At 37.0% G+C, this 22,828-nt stretch carries 19 protein-coding genes and 1 tRNA gene; 11 read left to right on the top strand and 9 right to left on the bottom strand.

What is annotated here, in order from left to right; all coding sequences use genetic code 11:
- Positions 1-11: 11 nt before the first annotated feature.
- Positions 12-746, bottom strand: a complete 735-nt coding sequence (locus R2800_12090) for an outer membrane beta-barrel protein (GenBank protein MEZ5017787.1) — start codon at positions 744-746, stop codon at positions 12-14.
- Positions 747-876: 130 nt separating this feature from the next.
- Here R2800_12090 and R2800_12085 point away from each other — a divergent pair.
- Positions 877-950: transfer RNA gene (locus R2800_12085), tRNA-His, on the top strand.
- A gap of 33 nt (positions 951-983) precedes the next feature.
- On the opposite strand, the gene R2800_12080 is transcribed toward R2800_12085, so the two are convergent.
- Together R2800_12080 and R2800_12075 are read right to left on the bottom strand one after the other, a co-directional pair.
- Entirely contained in the window at positions 984-1,847 is an 864-nt protein-coding gene (locus R2800_12080; protein MEZ5017786.1) for a HAMP domain-containing sensor histidine kinase, read from the bottom strand.
- Positions 1,848-1,868: 21 nt separating this feature from the next.
- Positions 1,869-2,480, bottom strand: coding sequence for a response regulator transcription factor (locus R2800_12075; GenBank protein ID MEZ5017785.1), 612 nt, complete (start codon positions 2,478-2,480; stop codon positions 1,869-1,871).
- Between the two features lie 318 nt (positions 2,481-2,798).
- On the opposite strand from R2800_12075, the gene R2800_12070 reads away from it, so the two are divergent.
- Both R2800_12070 and R2800_12065 read left to right on the top strand, forming a co-directional pair.
- Complete coding sequence (locus tag R2800_12070; protein ID MEZ5017784.1) at positions 2,799-3,200, top strand: DUF3127 domain-containing protein; 402 nt, start codon at positions 2,799-2,801, stop codon at positions 3,198-3,200.
- 141 nt (positions 3,201-3,341) lie between these two features.
- On the top strand, positions 3,342-4,370 hold the full coding sequence (locus tag R2800_12065; GenBank protein MEZ5017783.1) for a hypothetical protein: 1,029 nt from the start codon (positions 3,342-3,344) through the stop codon (positions 4,368-4,370).
- Here the strand turns inward: R2800_12065 and R2800_12060 are convergent.
- The gene (locus R2800_12060) at positions 4,367-4,768 is read right to left on the bottom strand and encodes an RNA-binding S4 domain-containing protein (GenBank protein MEZ5017782.1); all 402 of its coding nucleotides are present in this window, start codon (positions 4,766-4,768) and stop codon (positions 4,367-4,369) included. The two genes, R2800_12065 and R2800_12060, sit on opposite strands and share 4 nt — an antisense overlap.
- Positions 4,769-4,830: 62 nt before the next feature.
- On the opposite strand from R2800_12060, the gene purN reads away from it, so the two are divergent.
- The 3 genes from purN (at position 4,831) to recO (ending at position 8,501) form a co-directional block, all read left to right on the top strand.
- Positions 4,831-5,397 carry a phosphoribosylglycinamide formyltransferase gene (purN, locus tag R2800_12055; protein MEZ5017781.1) on the top strand — a complete coding sequence of 189 codons (567 nt, stop codon included), beginning with the start codon at positions 4,831-4,833 and terminating at the stop codon, positions 5,395-5,397.
- A gap of 71 nt (positions 5,398-5,468) precedes the next feature.
- The gene (locus R2800_12050; GenBank protein MEZ5017780.1) at positions 5,469-7,763 is read left to right on the top strand and encodes a two-component regulator propeller domain-containing protein; all 2,295 of its coding nucleotides are present in this window, start codon (positions 5,469-5,471) and stop codon (positions 7,761-7,763) included.
- A 3-nt stretch (positions 7,764-7,766) separates the two neighbouring features.
- Entirely contained in the window at positions 7,767-8,501 is a 735-nt protein-coding gene (gene recO, locus R2800_12045; GenBank protein ID MEZ5017779.1) for a DNA repair protein RecO, read from the top strand.
- 4 nt (positions 8,502-8,505) lie between these two features.
- Here the strand turns inward: recO and R2800_12040 are convergent, their stop codons facing one another.
- Complete coding sequence (locus R2800_12040; GenBank protein MEZ5017778.1) at positions 8,506-8,787, bottom strand: DUF6787 family protein; 282 nt, start codon at positions 8,785-8,787, stop codon at positions 8,506-8,508.
- 114 nt (positions 8,788-8,901) lie between these two features.
- Here R2800_12040 and R2800_12035 point away from each other — a divergent pair, with 114 nt between their 5' ends.
- Both R2800_12035 and bcp read left to right on the top strand, forming a co-directional pair.
- A complete protein-coding gene (locus tag R2800_12035; protein MEZ5017777.1) occupies positions 8,902-10,602 on the top strand; it encodes a M23 family metallopeptidase in 1,701 nt (566 codons plus the stop codon).
- Positions 10,603-10,607: 5 nt separating this feature from the next.
- On the top strand, positions 10,608-11,072 hold the full coding sequence (bcp, locus tag R2800_12030; GenBank protein MEZ5017776.1) for a thioredoxin-dependent thiol peroxidase: 465 nt from the start codon (positions 10,608-10,610) through the stop codon (positions 11,070-11,072).
- Here bcp and R2800_12025 read toward each other — a convergent pair.
- The gene (locus tag R2800_12025; GenBank protein MEZ5017775.1) at positions 11,069-13,675 is read right to left on the bottom strand and encodes a DUF5686 family protein; all 2,607 of its coding nucleotides are present in this window, start codon (positions 13,673-13,675) and stop codon (positions 11,069-11,071) included. The two genes, bcp and R2800_12025, sit on opposite strands and share 4 nt — an antisense overlap.
- A gap of 127 nt (positions 13,676-13,802) precedes the next feature.
- Between R2800_12025 and R2800_12020 the strand changes: the two genes are divergently transcribed.
- Positions 13,803-14,306 (top strand): YkgJ family cysteine cluster protein, encoded by a 504-nt coding sequence (locus R2800_12020; GenBank protein ID MEZ5017774.1) that lies wholly within the window; start codon positions 13,803-13,805, stop codon positions 14,304-14,306.
- A gap of 78 nt (positions 14,307-14,384) precedes the next feature.
- Positions 14,385-17,216: a DNA polymerase I gene (gene polA / locus R2800_12015; GenBank protein ID MEZ5017773.1), complete on the top strand. Its 2,832-nt coding sequence runs from the start codon at positions 14,385-14,387 to the stop codon at positions 17,214-17,216.
- A gap of 4 nt (positions 17,217-17,220) precedes the next feature.
- Here the strand turns inward: polA and R2800_12010 are convergent, their stop codons facing one another.
- From R2800_12010 to R2800_12000, 3 genes are read right to left on the bottom strand one after another with little or no spacing between them, the layout of a single operon-like run.
- The gene (locus R2800_12010; GenBank protein MEZ5017772.1) at positions 17,221-18,378 is read right to left on the bottom strand and encodes a hypothetical protein; all 1,158 of its coding nucleotides are present in this window, start codon (positions 18,376-18,378) and stop codon (positions 17,221-17,223) included.
- A complete protein-coding gene (locus tag R2800_12005; protein MEZ5017771.1) occupies positions 18,365-18,814 on the bottom strand; it encodes a GNAT family N-acetyltransferase in 450 nt (149 codons plus the stop codon). Before R2800_12005 ends, R2800_12010 begins: the two co-directional genes overlap by 14 nt.
- A gap of 14 nt (positions 18,815-18,828) precedes the next feature.
- Positions 18,829-20,739, bottom strand: coding sequence for a VWA domain-containing protein (locus R2800_12000; GenBank protein ID MEZ5017770.1), 1,911 nt, complete (start codon positions 20,737-20,739; stop codon positions 18,829-18,831).
- A gap of 198 nt (positions 20,740-20,937) precedes the next feature.
- Between R2800_12000 and R2800_11995 the strand changes: the two genes are divergently transcribed.
- Entirely contained in the window at positions 20,938-22,779 is a 1,842-nt protein-coding gene (locus R2800_11995) for a 2-oxoacid:acceptor oxidoreductase subunit alpha (protein MEZ5017769.1), read from the top strand.
- Positions 22,780-22,828 lie beyond the last annotated feature (49 nt).

The following is a 22,828-nucleotide window of genomic DNA, read 5'->3' as shown; positions in this document are numbered from 1 at the left end:
ACTATTTTTACTTACAAACCTGTAATACAGATACCCATTGAATATGGCGTTATCTCAGGTCCAAGATTTTCTTGATACAACTTGTTTAAGTTGTAAGAACCAAACAAAGTAAAGTTGCCCCAGCCTATACGTGCTGTACCGGCAAAACGCCAACCTTCCAAAAACACTTTGGTGCCTGTTTTACGAACGATCTTTGTGCCTTCTTCTTTTGCTTTGGTATGTGCTCCCATAAGTGTACCTACCCTTAAACCTACTGCTGCTTTAAAACCTTTATTACGGTTATATTTATTACCAAAGAATCTTAACTCAAATGGAGCCTCCAGATAAGTAGTAGTTAGCTTATACTTTTTGTAATTGGTGGTTTCAGGAATGAACCTAGCCATAGTATCAGCGCCAGAAAGTGTTATTTCCTGATCTTTAAGGTAAATATTTGAAATACCCACACCTATACCTGCGGCAAAACTGAAGTTAGATTTACTAATAGGAAAGTCGTAGCACAGGTACCCATTGAACCCTCTACCAAAACCTGTAGTTGCTATACTATCAGGTGCAGACCACCCCTCGTAGGTAAACTGCAGCATGATGAAGTCTCTAGACGGTTTTTGAATAATTGTCTTCTGCTTTTTCTCGCCCTTTTCTACGTCTTGGGCAAATAACATCACTGGCAACAAACATATCAATCCCAGTAAGAAGGTCTTTTTCAACATATAATGTGTATTGAAGCGCAAATATAACAGCCTATTCATGGATTATTTGTTAAAAAACAGTGTTTCAAGCTATTTATTGGCATTTAACCTAAAAAATACCTTGTGAAAATAATTTTATTGACGCTTAGAAATTACCAATTTTGATTACCTTTGCTTCCCCGAATTGATGGAGGCTATAGCTCAGTTGGTTAGAGCGTCGGTTTGTGGTTCCGAAGGTCGTGGGTTCGAGACCCATTAGCCTCCCAAAAAAGGAAAAGCTGTTTAGCTTTTCCTTTTTTATTTGTTAGGGAAAAACAGCTTTATTTTTGTTCCCCTATTCTTTGCACTTGATATAATGAACTTACCATGAGTAACTTTAAGTAAGTCCTTGATAATCAGATATCCAATACCATTTCCTTGCTTCCCTTTACTATTGGCGGTAGATACAAAAAGCTTTTCTGATAGTAAATTATCTATCTGCTCCTGACTCATGCCCAGCCCTTGATCTTGTACCTCTATCAACAAACCATTTCTCAATACTTTGCTGGAGATATTAATATTTCCCTTCTCCATAAAGTTGATGGCATTCACTACCAAGTTGTATAAGATCACTTTAAGAGGTTCAAAAAATTGCTCTATTACAAACTTTTCAGGCACTTTATTGGTCAATACAATATTTTTCTCTTTGGCCAATGGTTTCAGTATGCCGAAAACTTCTTCAATTATATCGTGTAGGTCTATATCCTCCTTTACTAAAGTTCTATTCTTATTTTGAAATTTTATCCAGTTCAGGATATTCTTAGACAATGCTTCCAGTTCTTCAGAAGTATTAATGATGTCAATTAATATTTCCGAATATTCATGAGGGCTAATTTCATTTTTTTTCATCAGGTTTCTACCTGTGAGATGCATGAAACGTAGTGGGGTGATGATATCATGGCTTATTATAGATATCAATCTTGTTTTGATACTATTCAGATTTTCCAGCTCTATATTCTTACGCTCTATCTCTTTTATCTTCCGCTCGAGATGCAGGGTCAGTAATTTCTCCTTTTTATTTCTTTGCTGCTTTAAAAAACGATAAGTGGCGACGAAATATATGAGGGCTACTAAAATGAATATTCCAATGATAGTGATATTGTTCAATAAGACTTCTCCCATAAGGCAGTGCAGTTCTTCACTTTATACAAAGTTAATATTGAATAAAGAGCTTAGCTGCATTAAAGTTTTTAGATTGTTTGTGTCTGTTTTTTCAAAAATCCTACCCTTAATAGTGGAGACCGTACTCATTCTCAGATTAAGGCTGTTGGATATTTCTTTCGTTCCATCCCCCTTCAACATATAGTGCAATACTTCCAGTTCTCTGGCAGACAAGCTACTAAAAGGGTTATCTGATTCCCCACTACGCTTTTTGTATCTATTACTATCATAGTCAAACAAAAACTCCCTAATACACCTTACCGTTTCTTCTTCGTCCTCGTTTTTTTGTAAGTAATAATATACCCCATACTGTTTAAGCGCCTCTCCGTATATTTCCTTACAAAGCATAGAGAAAACCATAATGTTCAGATCAGGATACAATTTCTGTATGTTGGGTATAATTTCTAAGGACATACAGTCTGTAAGCACTAAGTCCAATATAATATGCGTATAGCCTCCTTTTTGAAGCTCAGACATTACCTCACAACAGTTTGAAGCCTCACCCACGGCTTCAATATTCAAATTATTTTTTAAGATAAGCTGCACACCTCTCCTAATCAGACTATGATCGTCAGCTAATAAAACCCTCTCCATTATATATAACTAGTTCTTTTCCTCTTATAATATACAATATGTATATCAATATTTACCTAACAAAAAGCATGCGAATTTCAGTAAATCTATGGTAAAAAGCGGGTAGAATTTATTCTACACAAATTTCATTAATATATATGTACTTTTGCTAGATTATACTGTATATACAAATTGTTTACATACAGCAGTATTTTTTTTACACTTCTATAGATATTGGCCAGCAGGAAAACTTTAAGTTGGTTCCCTTAATTTTTTTTAGCCCTAACTGTAATATTTGGTATCTTTACTCTTCATCCGCATTTAATAAAATACGATATAATGAGTTTAGAAATTACAGGAAAACTACTTGTTAAATATGATACCCAACAAGTAAGTGAGCGTTTCAAAAAAAGAGAATTTGTCCTTGAATTATCAGATGAAGTAAATGGTAATGTATATACCAATTTTGCTAAAATGCAATTGGTACAGAACAAATGCGAAATTTTAGACAGATTTAATGAGGGAGATGAAGTAAAGGTGAGTTTCAACATAAAAGGCAACAAATGGGAGCGTGACGGAAAGGTAAATTATATAACTAACCTTGATGCATGGCGTGTGGAAAGTGCTGCTCAAGATATGAACCAAGCGCCTGCACCACAAGCTGCATCGTCTTTTAACACCAATAGTGCCCCTGACAATTATAATCCATCTCCTGAAAATGTAGACGATCTACCATTCTAGGAGTTATATATAACTTATTGTTAATAAAAGCATTCTATAAAGTCTTATAGAATGCTTTTATTGCTCAAATCAGTAGGCTACATATAGCTACTGGCTTGGATTTGTTAACTTTTTTGTTTAAACTTGGTGAAAATTATTTCGATGCGCCGGATATCAAATGTGCTTAAAATTTCGATGTTCGCTTTAACGGCTTTTGCCTTTCAAAGCTGCAAAAAAACAAACGGTATTGATAATAACGCTGTTATTACAAAACCTTATACGCTATATGTAGTAGATTCACTAGGTACTATATACAACACTAACGATGGGAATAATTACAAGCAGATCATTTTCCCTGCCGATGGTATACCTCCAAGAGCGTTTGCTACCTACTTCAATAGTATATTGATGATCAAAAGTAGCGCCAATGCTTTCTTAAGCAGCAACGAGGGTGCTCAATTTAGCTCTACGTTCAGCAAAGTTAGCCCTATGGCTTTCCACCAAAGCTTGATCATAGATGTACCGTCTTTCAATAGAGTATACATTGCCTCAACCGATGCTAAAGGCATTGCTTATTCACAAGACTCTACCGGAGAAGCTTGGATAGCTGATAATGATAATGGACTAGGTTCGGCTGCTTCAATTACTTCGTTTGCACAGCTTGAAGATGGTACATTGGTAGCCTTTGATGACGCTTCAAGAAGTATATTCACCAAACCAAATGTTGGCGCGGCGTGGACTAAGAAGGCTAGTGGCGGATTACCTCCAGCTGGTAATGGTCAAATGTTCATAACTAACTATGGCAATACCATTGTAGCTGCTGACGCTACAGGTGCTGAAGGTGTATACTATAGCACTAACAATGGTGATAGTTGGCTAGCTTATGCAGGGTTACCAACAGGTGTTCCTGTACGTACTGCTCATTCTCCTTTCAACAAAGTATTATTAATAGGTCTTGAAGGCCAAGGTGTATATAGATTGCCTTTAGGTTCTGATACTTTTGTTCCTGCAAATATTGGTTTGGATGCCAATACTGCTGCTCGTTCAATAGTTTCAAAATCCGACTATTTCAAAAATGATCGCCTAAAAGAATATGTATATGCTGCTTGTAATACAGGCTTATACAGAAGTGAAGATAACGGGTCTAACTGGACCAAAATAAAATCAGGAAATTTCGTTCTGGTATACTAGAGTTCATCCTCAACATCAGGACCAAGAAGTTCATTCAGGTCGCGCCGCTGTTTCTTAGTGGGGCGACCTGTTTTACTTAGGCGCTTTCCGGTATAGAAACTTGATGTTTGTCGTTTATTATATTCTTTATCCTCTTCACTGGTCAGGTCAACATAATATTTTATAGCTTCTTCATACTTCATACGCTTATGTAGTAAGTCGGTCACTTCTATAGTCCACTTTCTGCCTATTGCTCTTATGTCGTATTTATCACCTATAGTTACAGTTTTTGAAGGCTTAACATTTACACCCTCCAACTTTACCCTCCCTTCATCACAAGCCTTTGTAGCTTGTGAGCGGGTTTTGAAAACCCTTATGGCCCATAAATATTTGTCTATCCTCAACTTGTTATCACTCATAAGTTTAAAATTAAATAACCTTAAGCTTATTCTCTTTTATATTTTTGTGGTAACCTTATATTATGCAGTCACTTATCATATTTGCCTCTGGCAGAGGATCTAATGCAGAAGCTATTATCAACTTCTTTAAAGAAAAAGGAAATGTCAAAGTATCGCTAATAGTTACCAATAAAGCCGATGCCGGTGTAATAGAAGTGGCGGAGAAAGAACATATACCATTTCTTATAGTAAATAATCAAACACTGGGGGGTGTCCTTTTTATTGATCAGCTAAGGTCGTATAACCCATCATTGATAGTACTAGCAGGTTTCCTGAAAAAGATACCTGATACAGTATTACAGGAATTTTCTAACAAGATTATCAACATCCATCCCTCACTACTTCCTAAGCATGGGGGCAAAGGTATGTATGGGCATCATGTACACCAATCGGTACTGGATAATGGAGACAAGGAGTCTGGCATAACGATACATATGGTTAATGAACACTATGACGAAGGAGCAATACTTACCCAAGCCAGATGTGCGGTTACGAAAGAGGATACTATAGATACCCTTGCCAAAAAAGTGCATCAATTAGAGCATTTCTACTTTCCACGCACTATTGAGTTTTTGCTGCAGCAAATGTGATACTGCAAAGACAATATAGACTGGTACCCTACGTTTTAAATTCTGTACATTTGATAAGTACAACAGGTATTATGAAGACATATAAACTATATCTCATAGCTGTTATGCTATTATTAGCAAACGCAGCAGTAGCACAAGATAGACCAATAGGGTATTGGCGAGCACATATGCCTTACAAAAAAGCAATAAGTGTAGCTACTGATGGCAGCACACTATATGTGGCTACAGAACAGGCATTTTATAGCTACAATATGGCAAAGGATGAAATTACGTCATACAGCAAAGTAGATGGCATGTCTGATGTGGGTATGTCTGATATAGGTTATGATGCACTTACTGAAACAGTTATTCTAGGCTATCAAAATAGTAATATAGACCTGTATAGTAACAATAGTTTTTATAACATACCCTATTTAAAGCTGGAAAATGTTACCGGAAGTAAAAGTATTAATGCAATTTATACAGATAAGGGGCTTGCTTACATCAGTACCGATATTGGTATTTTGGTTATAAATCTGGAGAAAAAAGAAGTAAAAGAAACTTATAACTTCACCATAAACAACCAAACAATAGCAGTTAAAGGGTTTACTATGGTAGGCAACTTCTTCTATGCTGCTACCAGTCAGGGGCTATACAAAGCCAATAAAAATAACCCTAACCTACAAGCTTTTTCTTCTTGGCAGGCTATTGATAATAGTAGAAACTTCATTGATGTAGCTAGTGTAGGCAATAAAGTCTTTGCAACACTTATTGATAGCTTATTCTCTATTGAAAATGATGTTCTTAATTATAGATATAGGTCGGATAGTGCTACTAGAGCACTAAATGAGGGACTTAATGGCGTATGGATCTTAGAGAACTACGGTGCTACTTTTAATGGGACAGCTAAGAAAATAAACATGGATTATTTTCTAGTGGATTCTTTTAAACTACCTGGCTTTGCAAAATCATTAGTAGACCTCCCTACTACTGATAGTGCTAAATACATTGCCGATGAATTTACCGGACTTAAAAAACGTACGCTTAAGGGCGATCCATTCAATACCATAGGACCTGAAGGGCCTAAAGACTTTGCTACTTTCGATATTATAGCCAATAACAAAGAGGTATGGGTAGCTCATGGTGGCTATGATGACGTTTATAAACAAAATGGTAATAGTAGCGGCTTTTCAAAATTTAGTAATCAAAAATGGACGCTTTATAATGGAACAAACTATCCTAAGTTTGGAGACAGCCTAAAAGACATTACTCATATTACTAAAGGTCCTGACGGGTCTATCTATGCTGGCTCCACAACCGAAGGACTTTTTATACTAAAACCTGATGGTAGTGTAGAAGTAGTAAAGCAAGGGGTTATACCTACTTCAGTTACAGGACCTTTATATAGAGTTAGTGGTCTCGTTTTTGATGATAATGGAACTTTATGGTTAACCGTATTTGGTGGTGACCCTTATGAGCTACTGGCACGTACAAAAGATGGAGTATGGTATAAATACACTGCACTTGCCAGCAGACCTATTAAAAATAGTGCCGCACACGTTATCATTGACGATAATAATCAGAAATGGTACGCTGCGCCTAGCGGTGGAGGTGCCATGGTATATGATGATGGTGGTACTGTAGATAACCTTGCTGACGATTCGTATAGACAACTACGCGCAGGCGATGGTAGTGGTGGTTTACCTAACAATGAGGTATACTGCCTGGCCAAAGATAAAGATGGTGCTATATGGATAGGAACGGCTGATGGTGTTGGTATTGTCAATTGTCCACGTGATGTAATAACCGGTGGCTGTGAGGCAGAAAAAAGAGTGGTTCAGTTTGATGATTTTGCTGGTTTCCTTTTTCAAAATGAACAAGTACGTACAATAGCTGTAGATGGTGCTAACAGAAAATGGATAGGTACTAATAATGGACTATGGCTAATAGCTCCTGATGGAGATAAGATAGTAGAACGTTTTACTGTAGATAATAGTCCATTGCCATCTAACAGGGTGCAAAAGATAACAATAGATCCTATAACAGGTGATGTATATATTGGCACAGAAAAAGGATTAATGAGCTACAGAGGTACTGCCACCGATGGAGGTCGTGAAAATGCAGACGAGCTGATCACTTATCCTAACCCTATACCTTCAGGATATACAGGTACTATTGCCATCAAAGGCTTTGTTGAAAATGCAGACGTACGTATCACAGATGTTTCCGGTCAGTTGATATACCGTACCAAAGCATTAGGAGGCCAAGCCATATGGAATGGTAGGGACTATACCGGCAAACGCCCTCAATCGGGTGTCTATCTTATATTTGGCACCAGCAAAGACGGTGCTCAAACCAAAACAGGCAAACTGTTGTTCATGGAATAGCTTATGTTGCTCAAGACAAGAGGAATTGTTTTACGTAAAATAAAATATGGTGAAACAAGCCTTATCTGTACTATTTTCACAGAAGCGCTTGGCATACAATCTTACTTGGTACAAGGTGTAAGAACGACCAAAACCAGAGGTAACAAAGCAGGCTTGCTACAGCCTTGTACATTGCTGGATATAGTGGCTTATCAAAAAGAACAAACAGGGCTACAACGATTAAAGGAGTTTCAACCTTCTTATATCTACTCTGGTATTCAAGAAGACATCATAAAGAATAGCATTGCTTTATTCTCAGCAGAGCTTTTATTGAAACTACTTCCTGAACATGCTAAGATGGAAGACATTTTTCAGTTTGCCTATCAATACTTCTGCTCTATAGACAAAGAGGTAAACAACAAGATCGGTAATTATCCTATCTATTTCGTAATACAGTGTAGTAAGCTATTGGGCTATGACATACACGGCAACTATTCAGCACAAACACCGTATATAGATCTTAAAGAAGGCGCATTTGTGAGTACACCTCCCGCTATTCCTACTACACTGAATGATCTGGAAATAAGATTATTATCTCAACTTGTAGAAGCAGACACCATAGCAGAAGCTACTCGTATAGCCATGAATGCCACTCAACGTTTTACACTATTAGATTGGTATATCGAATTTCTGCAAGCACATACAGAACATATGAGAAATATAAAATCGCTTGCAGTACTTAGAGCAATATTACACTAAAAGCTTACTTGGTTATTCCCAGCTTTTTAGCAACTCTTGATAAGTAGTTTTTGAAAAACTTGAACTGGCCTAAAGGAATACTAACTAACAAAACTGCTATAGGCCAAAGTAGCGTGATCAACAAAATATAAAGAACAAACCATAATACTCCTTTTTCTATTGGCAGCATGGATAAAATTGTTCTGCCGGCATAGCCACACAAACTACCACCTAAAGCAAAAGTGCATAGGATGAGCAGGAGCTGCAAACCCGAAACTTTCCATTTGTTCTTTAATTTTTCTAACATAATTGCTTATATAAGCTTATTAGGCGCTGCAAATCTAAGCATTATCTTTAAGGATAGTTGTTTGGTTATATTTTTTGCATTCCAGTATTTTGTATCATCAATAGTATAGCGGTTATGAATATTAAAAGTTTTCTTGTTTTTATAGGGGTTTTATCGATAATTAATGCAAACGCACAGTCTAGTATCGAAAGCCCATATCCACAAGATTACTTTCGTAACCCATTAGACATTCCTATAATACTAGCAGGCAATTTTGGGGAATGTAGGCCCAACCACTTCCATAGCGGACTGGATATTAAAACTCAAGGCAAAGAAAACTTAGCGGTACATGCAGCTGCAGATGGTGAAATAGTAAGAATAAGGATGCAAAAAGGAGGTTTTGGGCACGCATTATACCTAAGACATCCTGAAGGATATACAACTGTATATGCTCACCTCAATAATTTCAAAGCCGACGTACAAACCTATATGAAAGCCGCCCAATACCGTAATAAAAAATGGACGGTAGACTTATATCCAAAAGCGGGAACATTTAAGGTAAAAAAAGGAGATATAATTGCATGGTCAGGAAATACAGGCTCTTCTACTGCACCGCATTTACATTTTGAAATTAGAGATAGCAGAACAGAACATCCGCTCAACCCCATGCTTTTCGGGTTTGATATAAAAGATAATATTGCCCCTGTACCTACCAAAGTGGTAGTATACGACATGGACAATAGTATTTATGAGCAAACCCCCAGTTTTAACCGCTTATTGAAGAAGGGCAGTATCTATACTACTAACGACATTATTACTACAACTGCTCCCTTTATCGGCATAGGGATAAAAACCAACGACTATATGAATGATAGTCGTAACACTTTGACCTTTTATACCGCAGAGCTATTCATGGATAGTACGCTACAATGCAAAATAACGCTAGATGATATTGGCTACGATATTACACGATACATGAACGCCTATCTGGATTATAAAACAAAGAAAAAAGGTGGCGGTTATATACAGTTGTTTTTTAAGCTGCCTGGTAATAAGCTGAATACTATTTATACTATGAACAAAAATGATGGTGTAATTACTATTAATGATAGCACTGTTCATGATATGCAGGTAAAACTAACCGACCCCAAGGGTAATGTTAGTCATGTAGCTTTTAAAATTAGATATAGCGGTGCTGTAAGTGAGCTAGAGCATGAATGTCAAGAAAGTTTTAATGCAAGTAGTGATAACAAATTTAATCACCCGAATGTAAAGTTCTATTTACCTCAAGGAGCTATATACGACAACATTTGTTTTCAGTTCAACGAAAAAGAAGATAGCAATAGCTATTCATCCAGATATCAAATACATTATCCATACATTCCTTTACACAAATACTTTAAGCTGTTCATCAAACCCAACAAACCAATACCATTTGAACTGAGAAATAAGATAGCAATCATATACAATGGTGATGGAAAGGATGAAGGTGAAAAAGCAGAATTTGAAAATGGATGGTACACCACCTCTACCAGAATGTTTGGAGAATATCGTTTGGTTGCAGATAATACTCCTCCCAGTATAATACCATTACAAAAAGAAGGTGCTGTATTAACGAACTATTCAAAAATTCGTTTTAAGGCGACCGATGCTATCACTTCTGTAAAACAGTTCATTGCTAAACTCGATGGGGAATGGATATGCTTTGAGCAAAAAGACAATGTATTCTTTTATATTTTTGATGAACATTGCCCTAAAGGCAAACACAAACTTACCGTTACTGCAATAGATGATAACGGTAACAGTAAAACAATAACGTACAACTTTACAAAATAGATAGCATGGATTTAGCGAAAGGGGACATGGCTCCCAACTTTACAACAACAGACCAAAACGGAGATAAAGTATCTCTGAAAGATTATGCAGGGAAGAAAGTAGTGCTATACTTTTATCCTGAAGATGATACACCCACTTGTACCGACCAAGCTTGCAATTTTAGAGACAATGTAAGCCTATTGAAAAATAAAGGCATTACCGTTTTAGGTATTAGCCCTGATGGGGTAGATAAACATAAAGACTTTGAGAAAAAGTACAGCTTGCCTTTTACACTACTTACCGATGTAGATAAGAAAGTGGCGAACCTCTATAATACTTGGGGAGAGAAAAATCTATACGGTAATAAATTCATGGGTATAAAACGTACTACTTTTCTTATCAATGAAGATGGTAGTATACACCACATTATAAAGAGAGTAAAGGCTAAAGAACATAGCCAACAGATATTGGAAAAATGGGGGTTACTTTAAAAAGTAACCTTCATACTTCCCAGTACGCCAAAATTTCTTTGTAGCACTTCATTAGGTAGGCTGCTAGGGGTTACTCTCCAAATAAAATCGACCCTAAACAATCTGAATATATTTTCAATTCCAGTACCTACTTCCACATAAGGGTCGTTACTCAATGTTCTAAACATAAAACCTTTATTTAGGTTTATTGCAGCATTTGCATCCGTTAAGCTACCAACAACTCCTTTGGCAGTCCAAAACTGTCTGAGATTTAATTTCTTTACCAGTGGTATGTATTTGAATACCCCTCCACCTATAGAATGCTCCAAATTTGCTCCTACAAATTGGTCACTTAAAAACTCATATTGGTTCATCATATTGAATGCATACTTATTGTAATAGTACGATTCATTACCTGGGTGCTGCTCTAACAATGTATAAGGCAGATCTCCAAAATACTTGCCCCCAAATACATTGACGTAGAGGCTACCAAATGGTGCTATTTCCACCCTGTCTGATACAGAGAAGTTTATTCTATGGTAATTATATCCACTGTTGAAAATGCCCTTTATACCCATAGCATATCTAAGCTGTACTATTGGCTTTTTTGAGCCTAATGAAAACCTAAAGTAATTACCCTCTACAAAACGCTCTCTTGGTGCATACCGTAATGTAATGCCAATTTCCGAAGTAGTAACTGTAGTAGAAGGAGCTCCTTGCTCATCTTTAAAAATGACAGCATCAGGAAGTGGGTCGTAAGGGTCAAATATTTTATGGATCAAGTTTAGTTGTGTACTAAAGCCATTCCCGTATTCTTTAAATGCCTCTAGCCGTACATCTGTTGCAAACATGAACTTTTGAGGTATACCATTTTTTCTGATAGCTACATTCAGTATGTTATCAAAACTTACCCTATCGTAGTAGTTTACCGTCCTATCAATATCGTGCGTGTAGGTAAATCTAAAAAAGGTGCGTGGATACTTTTGAGGTATGTACAACGCCATGCCGTTGTATTTAAACCTTTGGTCTTGCGTGCCGTATGCTACATAACCACTTAGGTACAACTTCTTAAAAAGCTTTGGTGTAGTGCCCATCGAAAAACGAAAACGATTGCCTTCTACCAAGTTGTTACTATACATGCTCCAGTACGGACCAAACTCTACAGGCCCTACTCTTACAGAACCTGTTAATACTATTCTTGCAAAGTTTTTAAATGTTCTATACTTAGGATCAGCTTCAATTCTATCAATAGCACTGTAAATAGCTTTTTCATTTTTATTCAAGCTATCATGCCTCATACCTTGCCAGTAGGTATCATCTGCAACTTGAGCTTTTTCATTAACCGTCACATCCAGCTTTAACTTATTTAGCATATATGATACACTGTCATCATTTACTTTTATATGCTTGTAGGAGTTCTTTTTTCTAGCAATAATTCCCGGCATTTTAAACAGGCCATCTTCTTTAGCCAAATAGAGCTCTGCAGTAAAACCTTCTTTAGTACAAAACCACATACTATCTCCTAGTGGCATATACGTTTTGAAGAAGTTAGCATTCTTTACCCAGTTTACATTTGCTGCCTTTGGCTGTGTAGCTTCAATATATTGCAGCGCAAATGAGCTATCTACAATCTTTATTTTTCCTATAAATGTATTGGTGCCATACTGTTTAGGCACAAAAATTAGTTCTATCACACGATGTCCAGCTACTCTTATGGTGTCTATTATCCTGTACTTATAATAAAACAATCCTGCGCCACTTATAGGACTTACATAGGAGTTGTTGAAAAAACGAATATAGCTGTTGTAAGGGAGGAGGTCTATATAGGTATTACCTAAGTACTTTGATATGGAATTAGTAAAGTTTGTATTGTTAATACCTTTTACTTTTGAAGCTCTAATGTATTCCTTTACTTTTTGTGGTTTCTGCTGATAGTAATAATCAGATATAGTTTCTGTAAGGTAAAATGGTAAAAAAGTTTTTTCGCCACTAGTATCTAAGTTGTCATAGATGTAGCTAAACTTTTTGATCATGGGTATGGGTAAATGTTCAAACTCTTCTTTAGACAGGTTGAGCAGGTCAATCTCTACTGTATTGTATGCTTCATAGCGATAGTTATTTAATCTTGCAGGGTCGTTCTGTGGTTTATGCTTTATTACATTCTTGATCAAAGTAATAGCGGGGTCTTCTCCTGCCCTTACTACTACTTCGTCTAGTGTGTTTTTGTCTAGCTCCATTTCTATTAAATGGAGTGCCGAATCTGCTTGTAGTAATAATGTATATGTTTTATAACCTATGAGCTTGATCTTAAGCGTATCATTAGTTCTTTTGCTAACGTCTAACCTGAATATCCCACCATACTCGGTAGTAGTACCAATTGGTGTATTTGGAATAAATACTGTAGCAAAGGGTATAGGTTCTCTGGTTTGTTTATCTATAACTAGCCCTGTAATAACTCTATCGCTTATTACCTCTTGGGGCTTAATACTTTCGGTCAGTTTAGTACTATCTATTATAAAACTCAAGTCTGTAGAATCTTCTTCTTTTATCTGCGCCTTAGCACAATAGCCCAAACCATTTAGTACTACTAATACCAGTAAAAAAAAATGTGGTTTAAACTTCATCTATTAGTAAGAAGATTACAATATATTTATCAGTGCAACTGATGCACTTTACATAAATAGTCAGAGTTAATATAAAATTGAATACAAATTTAAGATAGCTTTAGCTAAACCTATTATATTTACAGCAATGGATTTGAAAAAGTTTGCCAAGAAGGCACAAAAGAAGAAAAAGCCGCTTACTGCTTTTCTAAAAAAACTAGACAAAATAGTACCTGAAGATTTTCAATCTCTTGTAGCTGAAGAAGATAAAAAGATGTGGGAGAAGGTAGACTGTCTGGAATGTGCCAACTGCTGCAAAACCATGACACCTACCTATAGCACTAAAGACATTAAGCGAATTGCTGCACACTTTGATATGACGCCAAAGGAATTCAAGAAAAAATGGCTCTATCAAGAAGAAGATACTAAAGACTGGATGAACACCAGTACGCCATGTCAGTTTTTAGGTAAAGACAACAAATGCTCTATTTATGAAATAAGACCTGTTGATTGTGCGGAATTTCCGCATCACAACAAAAAAGACTTTGAAGATTATAACGATACTTTTATTCAGAACGTCCACAGATGTCCTGCTACTTACGAGTTGGTGAACAGTCTTAAAAAACGTGTGGAAAGAGAATACGAGTGGTAACACCTATCAGTTATAAATAGCTTTTAAAAAACTTAGATTTTTATTCCCCTACTAACGACATTGGCTTAACTTAGCCATATGTCTGATAAGAAGTTATACCTACTAGATGCTTTTGCACTAATATTCCGTTCTTACTATGCGCTAATACGTAGCCCTCGTATTACCAGCAAAGGGCGCAACACAAATGCTCAATTTGGCTTTACCAATGCGCTGATAGATTTGATAAAGAAAGAAAACCCAAGCCACCTATCGGTAGTATTTGATACCAGTGCACCTACTGAAAGGCATGTGGAGTATGAAGCCTACAAAGCTAACAGACAAGAGACCCCTGAAGACATACTTAGTGCTGTACCAGACATTAAACGTTTAATCAAAGCTTTCAACATTCCTGTAATGGAATATGATGGCTATGAAGCAGATGACTTGATCGGCACACTAGCCCACCAAGCCTCAGACAGAGGATATGAGGTGTACATGGTAACACCCGATAAAGATTATGGGCAGCTGGTAAGAGATAATGTATACATGTATAAACCTGGCTATCAAGGTGGTAAACCAGAGAAGCTGGGCCCTGAAGCTATTTGTGAAAAATGGAATATTGCTCGTGTAGATCAAGTTGTAGATATGCTGGGACTCATGGGTGATGCAGTAGATAATATTCCTGGTATTGCAGGTGTGGGAGAAAAAACTGCAGCAAAACTTTTAGCTCAATACGATACACTGGAAGGAATACTAGAACATGCTGATGAGATAAAGGGTAAACTTGGAGAAAAAGTTAGAGCAGGAAAAGAAAATGCCATCCTTTCTAAAAAACTGGCCACTATTATCACTGACGTTCCTGTTGAGTTTCATGAAGAGGATTTTAAAATGTCTGAATGGAACAAAGAAGAGCTGACTGAAATTTTTGCAGAGCTAGAATTTAAAACACTAGGCAAAAGAATATTGGGTGAAAGCTTCACTACTGAAGAGCAAGCACCTGTAGCAACTGCTGTGGACTTATTTGGCAACCCCATAGCAGGTGGTGCTGTTATCCCTAAAAAAGAAACACCCGAAAATAAAATAGTAGAAGAACCTATCGAAGATACTTTAATCAAAAACATAGAAAACACAGCTCATAATTATCAGCTCATCAATACCGATGAGCAAATAAAAGAGTTGGTAATACAGCTATCTGCTCAAAAAGAAATTGCCTTTGATACGGAAACAACCGGCATTGATCCTCACCAAGCCGATATTATAGGTATGAGCTTTAGCTGGGAGCAGGGTAGTGCCTACTACGTGCCATTATCTATAAACAGGGAAGAGGCTAAAACTACTTTAGCACTCTTCGATAGCCTGTTTGAAAAAGAAGATATACTCTGGATAGGGCAAAACATAAAATATGATATGACCATTTTGAAATGGTATGGCATCACCCTTAAAGGCAAAACTTTTGATACCATGTTGGCACACTATGTTATAGAGCCTGAGGGCAAACATAGCATGGACGTACTAAGTGAGAAATACCTGCACTATCAACCCGTATCTATAGAAACCTTAATTGGCAAAAAAGGAAAGAATCAAAAAAGCATGGCAGAGCTTCCTGTTGAAGAAGTAACTGATTATGCTGCGGAAGATGCCGATGTAACTTTACAGTTAAAACAAAAGTTTGAGCCTCTTCTTGATGAAAAAGAAGTAAGAAAAATATTTGCTGAGGTAGAAAATCCACTTGTGCCCATACTGCTAGATATGGAATATGAAGGCATTAGTGTAGATCAGGAGTTTTTAAACGCCTACTCTAAAGAGTTGGAGGCAGATATTAAACAAGCCGAAGAAAGTGTTTATGAACAAGCCGGCGTACGATTCAATCTTAGCTCTCCTAAACAGTTGGGAGAAGTTTTGTTTGACAAAATGAAGCTAGACGACAAGGCTAAAAAAACAAAATCAGGACAATATGCTACCAGTGAAGATATTCTACAAAAGCTGAGAACTAAACATACTATTGTTGACAATATCCTTGTTTTTAGAGAGCTGAGCAAACTTAAAAGTACTTATGTAGATGCCCTGCCCAATATGATAAACCCTCGTACCGGTAGAGTACACACTAACTTTAGCCAAGCTGTAGCTGTTACAGGTAGGCTTAGTAGTGTTAACCCCAACCTTCAAAATATCCCTATCAAAACTGACAAGGGTAGAGAAGTAAGAAAAGCATTTGTACCAAGAGGTGAAGATTGGCAACTATTATCTGCCGACTATTCTCAAATAGAATTAAGAATAGTTGCCGCCATCAGCAACGATGTAGAAATGATAAAAGCCTTTGTGGACAATAAAGACATTCATACCGCTACTGCTGCTAAAGTTTATAAAGTAGCAGAAGATGAAGTGACCAGTGAAATGAGACGTGCTGCCAAAGCTGTAAACTTTGGTATCATTTACGGACAAACCGCATTCGGTCTTGCCAGCTCTTTAGATATCAGCCGCACTGAGGCCAAAACAATTATTGACAACTACTTCTTAGAATATCCATCCATAAAAAAATATATGGATGATACCGTAGCTACTGCCAAAGATCTTGGCTATGTCACTACTTTAATGGGACGTAAACGTTATTTAAGAGACATCAACTCATCTAACCATACCGTACGTGGCTATGCAGAACGAAATGCCATTAACTCTCCTATACAAGGCACTGCTGCCGAGATGATAAAAATGGCCATGACCAAAGTGTACTATGCTATGCAGCAGCAGAATCTAAAATCTAAAATGATACTACAAGTGCATGATGAATTGGTATTTGATGTGCACAGAGATGAGATTGAACTCATGAAAAAGATCGTAAAAGAGAACATGGAGTCTGCAATGGAGTTGCCTAATAATGTGCCTTTAAATACAGAGGTAGGTATTGGCAATAACTGGCTTGAAGCACACTAATTTTCTACTGTTTTTTGAAGGGGTGGCGCTGCTCCCAAGCGCCTTCCTTTTCATTTGTATTATTTTGCACGGTTGCTATCCTTCTTCTCAAAAAAGGATTTGAGATATACAAATAGGTAGACAAATATTTTGGAGAGCACCCTAAACGTGCTTTTGCATCCAATGCTGTTCTTCCTAGTGTTAGCTTTTTCTTTTTTAGTTCAATGGCTTTTTCTATACTAAAGAATAGAATATTAAAGTACAAGGAATACTTGTTATTCTTCTTGTAGTCAAAACCTATGTAGAACATGTCAAACTCTTCCTCCTTATCCCATGCACTAAAAAAGCCGATCATTATATCATCACTATAAATACCCCAAACACGTAGTTTTTCTTTATAGTATGTTTTTAAGTTAGGTATAAAATCTTCACTTATAAAACCAAGACGTACTTGCTGGTGATCACATACCATTTGATACAGCTTATACAATTCTTTTTTGTTTTCTATTACCTCATCTATACCTAGTTCCTTTAGCACAATACCTTTCCATTGTTTTCTTATTTTCCGAAAGCGTTGTGCATATTTATGTTTCAATGCCTCTTCATAATCATTTAATGATTCCCAAGCAATATCTATTTCCATCTCCATAGAAATATCATTCTTGAAAATTTGGTATTCAGGCTTATACCGTTGGAAATACTTTGCCATTTTCGATGGCATATCTTTTATCAAAGCTGCATTTGCTTTTATTTTTTTCACCGCATTTTCTATAGCAGTGCTGTGGTATATAAAAGCATTATAATCGCTAAGCTCATTAGTGAAATAACATGTGTTTACATCATGCCTGAATAGGTGACCAGCTACTAACAGCTTAGGCTTTGCAACTCGTACAAAAAAGCGCCAAAAAAAATACTGATATGGTTTTACTAATTCTTGATTTATGTGCCGATCTTCAAAACGTAGCAGTTGAAATGCAGTAACCAAAACAGGGCATTCATTGTTACGTATAAGTACATATAGAAAGGAAATATGAGGCAGATCAGCCTCTTCAGTTACTTTTAAGTTTTTACTTTTCAGATAGTGCGCATCAGGTAAAAAGCTATCCCATACTTCTGGTAGGTTTTTATAACTATAGAAGTATTGATATTGAATATTTGTTGTTTTCTTTTTACACTGTTTCAATAATACTCTTCTCCATTTTTATATGATCGATCCCAACCTCCGTAAAGAGTGTTCCCACTTCTGAATAACCTAGTTTTTGATAAAAGTTTCTGGCAACAATTCGCGCGTGTAATAAGATTTTGCTATAACCCTTTTCTATTGTTAGTTGTTCTGCTTTTTTTACCAGCAAACTACCCAAACCTTTTTTCTGCCACTGATCAGCAACAGCCATTTGTCTTAATTGGAGTGTGTTTTTATTTATAGGCGTAAGTATCAAACATCCTATTACTTCTTCCTTATCTACAGCAGCCAGTATGTGATCATTTACTTCAGCAGAAAGGTCTTCATCATCCAACGATAGTCCGATTGGCTTTCTAAGAACTTCGTTCCTTAAAAAATATACTTGTTTATAAATATCCGAATCGAAAGCAACCTCAACTACTGCAATATGTTCCATTATCATCTTTATGCTTATGGCTTAAGGTATAGTTCTGTGATCATATCACTCTTTACTCTAAAATCTTGCACCATTTCTGTTGCGTTAGGTTTACCTCTATTTTGTAAATAGACTACCTTATAAGGACCAGGCATCAATCTCAACTTTTGTTGTGGTTGGTTACCATTTACGTTCAATTTGTAGAATGGCTCAAACCTATCACCATGCTGATAGTACAACTGTACTTGACCCAGCGTTTCCGAATTAGTAACCTGTAGATATCCTGGTCGGTCTATTTTAATAGTTACAATAGCACCAAACTCCAAATCCACGTTGAAGTGTTTACGTGGTAGCGTGTTTAGTTCTATATGGTAATTATCTGGTTCGTACTCTAGCTCCTGCGTACATAGTTGTTTGTGTACCTGACCTCTTTGCAGCGCTTTTTTTACGCGAGCTGCGTATTCTACTACAGCTTTATTGGTAGGGTGTGCATATTCAAAACGAAGAGAAGCATTAGCTACCTCAATCAAAAATTTATTCTTTTGGTTAGGAAGTACTTCTAAATTATTGATCGCAAAATTATCTTTTCCAGGTATCGTCAATTTATATATCCCCGGAGGTATATTTTGAGGATCAGGAGAGCCTACTGCATTTACTGTACGCCAAAAAGTATGTAACTCTTTTCCTGTTTTAGAATCTGATAAAACCAGTTTAGGTGCAGTTTCGTAAAACTTGCCCTTACCATTGGTAAAGAATATTTCAACTGTAGTTTCTTTAGCTTCCTCTCTTTCTATTTTATAATCTATTTTCTTTGGAGGCGCTACTACTGGCGGCTTGTTCTCAATTGGCTTGGTACTACTTGCTGTTAGCTTTACCGGTTTGTATATGGGTTTAGGAGGAGGAGATGGTTTATGCACATCTACCACCGGTGCCGTATACTCAGGCACTTTTGCTTGGGTAACCGCTTCTGTAGCATATTTCTGTGGTAAAGTGTGTGGTGTGTTAATGCTACTTATCTTTTCAATATTTTTTTCTTTTTCCCTTACTCTTTCTTCTACAACTATATTAGATTTTTTAGCTGGCGCTTCCACAATAAGTGTATCTGCTGGTATTGATTCTATTACCAGTAACTCTGGCTCTTTCTTTTCAACAGGTTTTGGTTTTTCAACCGCTTGTATTTCCTTTTCAGCAGTTACCTGAAATGCTGGAATATTCATTTTCAAAGCACTTGGTGGCTTATTGACTATTGCCTTTTCGATCATCTGCTTTGTTAAAGCAGGTTTTATAAAAGTTGATTTATACTCCTCTACTATTTTACCTACCGCAACAGGTATATCAGAATCTTTAGATACTACAAGATATTCCCCCAAACATTCATACTGCTTTCTCAATGGAGCATAGTCTATTAGACTTACGATATAAGGCCTAAAGTCTATTTTCTTTCTCAGAAGTTCTTCCACTACTGCACATATATCTCCTCCACAGCTTTCTCCTCCATCTGTTACTAGTATTAGGCTGTACTTATATCGTTTAAGGTCTATTATATCACTTTCCGCTGCTTCTTTTAATGATAACGCTATGGGAGAAACACCATATGGATTTAGCGCATCCAACCTTAGTGTCATTTGAGCCAGGTTGTTTTTACTAAACATCACCTCACGTCTTGTATCAAAACAGTTATTGTCTTGTGCCGGGTGCTGGTGACCGTAAACACGCAATGCAAACTCTACCTGATCGTTTACTTTATATACACTATCTATTAGTTCGGTAATGATCTTGCCCGCAGCATCAAAACGCTGACCATTATCTGCCCAAGAATTTCTCATGCTAGACGAGCCGTCTAGTAATATCAGTATTCTTGGTTCTTTTTCTATTTGCTGTTGTGCCTTTACTACCCAACTAGAGGTCAGAAGTATACACAGTAGTATGAATGTGAGTACTCGCATTGTTTTTCCTTATTACAAACCTACATTAATTGAGGGAACTATATAACTCCTTTACCCCCTCATAAAGTGTGATTTTTGCCTGTTTTTCCATACATATTGTTAATTATTATTATGAATAGTGCTTTTTTGCTTACAACTTGATACCTGATAAGCGAATGAGTAGATGTAAAATGACTAACTTTGCACAGTTTTATAATTATGTCTATACCTACTAAGACGATAGAAGACGTCGTAATAAAGTTTGCGGGCGATAGTGGTGACGGTATGCAGCTTACAGGTACTCAGTTTACCAACAATACTGCTCTGTTTGGTAATGATCTATCTACATTTCCTGATTTCCCCGCCGAGATACGTGCTCCTTTAGGCACATTGCCAGGTGTAAGTGGTTTCCAATTACGCTTTTCCAGTAATCAGATATTCACTCCGGGCGACCAGTGTGACGTGCTAGTAGCGATGAATGCTGCGGCACTAAAGGTAAATCTACCCACGCTTAAACCAGGTGGTATTGTTATTGCTAACATCGCCGGTTTTGACTCTAAAAACTTACGTTTAGCCAATTATGAAGATGGGGTGAACCCATTGGAAGATGAAACGCTAACTGGGTATGAGTCTTATAAAATAGACGTTACTAAGCTTACCAGAGAGGCTTTAGCAGACATACAGTTGGGTACTAAGGAGAAAGATCGCTCTAAAAATATGTTCATATTAGGATTCCTATATTGGATATATAATAGAGATATGTCTAACACGCAAACCTTCTTAAAAGAGAAGTTTGGCAAAAGACCTGACATATTAGAAAGTAACCTTAAGGCACTGCAAGCAGGTTATAACTATGGTGATACTATAGAAGCGTTTACTACACGTTTTCATGTAGAGAAAGCTAAACTACCTGCGGGTAATTATAGAAATATCACTGGTAACGTAGCTTTATCTTACGGTATAGTAGCGGCAAGCAAGGTCTCCAACCTTCCTGTATTCTTAGGTACATACCCTATTACTCCTGCATCTGATATCCTGCACGAGTTATCTAAATACAAGAACTTTGGTATCAAAACCTTCCAAGCCGAAGATGAAATAGCAGGTATTTCTGCTGCTATTGGTGCATCTTATGGTGGTAGCCTTGGTATTACAACCACTTCTGGGCCGGGTATGGCTTTGAAAACGGAAGCAATGGGATTAGCAGTAATGTTAGAAATACCATTACTTATTGTCAATATACAACGTGGTGGCCCATCTACAGGCTTACCTACCAAAACAGAGCAAAGCGACTTGCTACAAGCCTACTATGGCAGAAATGGTGAATGCCCAATGCCTATTGTAGCAGCATCTACACCTAGTGATTGTTTTGATACTGTATATGAGGCAATGAGAATTTCCATTCAGCATATGACTCCTGTTATATACCTAAGTGATGGTTATATAGCTAACGGTGCTGAGCCTTGGCAATATCCTCAAAGTGCTGACCTGAAGCCTATTGAAGTGAAATTTAAAACTAAAGAAGAAGGAGATGAGCCTTTTATGCCTTACCAGAGAGATGAAAACTTGGTAAGACCATGGGCAGTACCAGGCACAGCAGGACTTGAGCACAGAATAGGAGGGTTGGAAAAAGAAAATATCACAGGTAATGTTTCTTATGATGCAGAGAACCATGAATTTATGGTGCGCACCAGAGAAGCTAAAGTAGATAAGATAGCGGATCATATCCCACTACAAACTATTGACAATGGACCAGAGGAAGGTGATGTATTGGTATTAGGGTGGGGATCAACATATGGAGCTATTAAGAGTGCTGTAGCCGAGCTTAATGCTGCAGGCAAGAAAGTAGCACATGCCCATATTACTTACTTACGTCCTTTCCCAAGCAATCTGGGAGCTATTATTAGCAACTATAAGAAAGTATTGATCCCTGAGATCAATAATGGACAGCTTATAAAGATCATCCGTGATAAATATCTTGTTGATGCCATTCCTTACAATAAAATAAAAGGGGTGCCCATTACAAGAGCAGAACTAGTAGCAAAAGTTAATGAGCTATTGTAATAGAGCATTACATAATATTATAACAAAGGCTAATCATATGATTAGCCTT

It is taken from the genome of Flavipsychrobacter sp. (assembly GCA_041392855.1).
GTDB lineage: Bacteria > Bacteroidota > Bacteroidia > Chitinophagales > Chitinophagaceae > UBA5543.
This window is presented reverse-complemented; position numbering and strand designations above follow the sequence as displayed.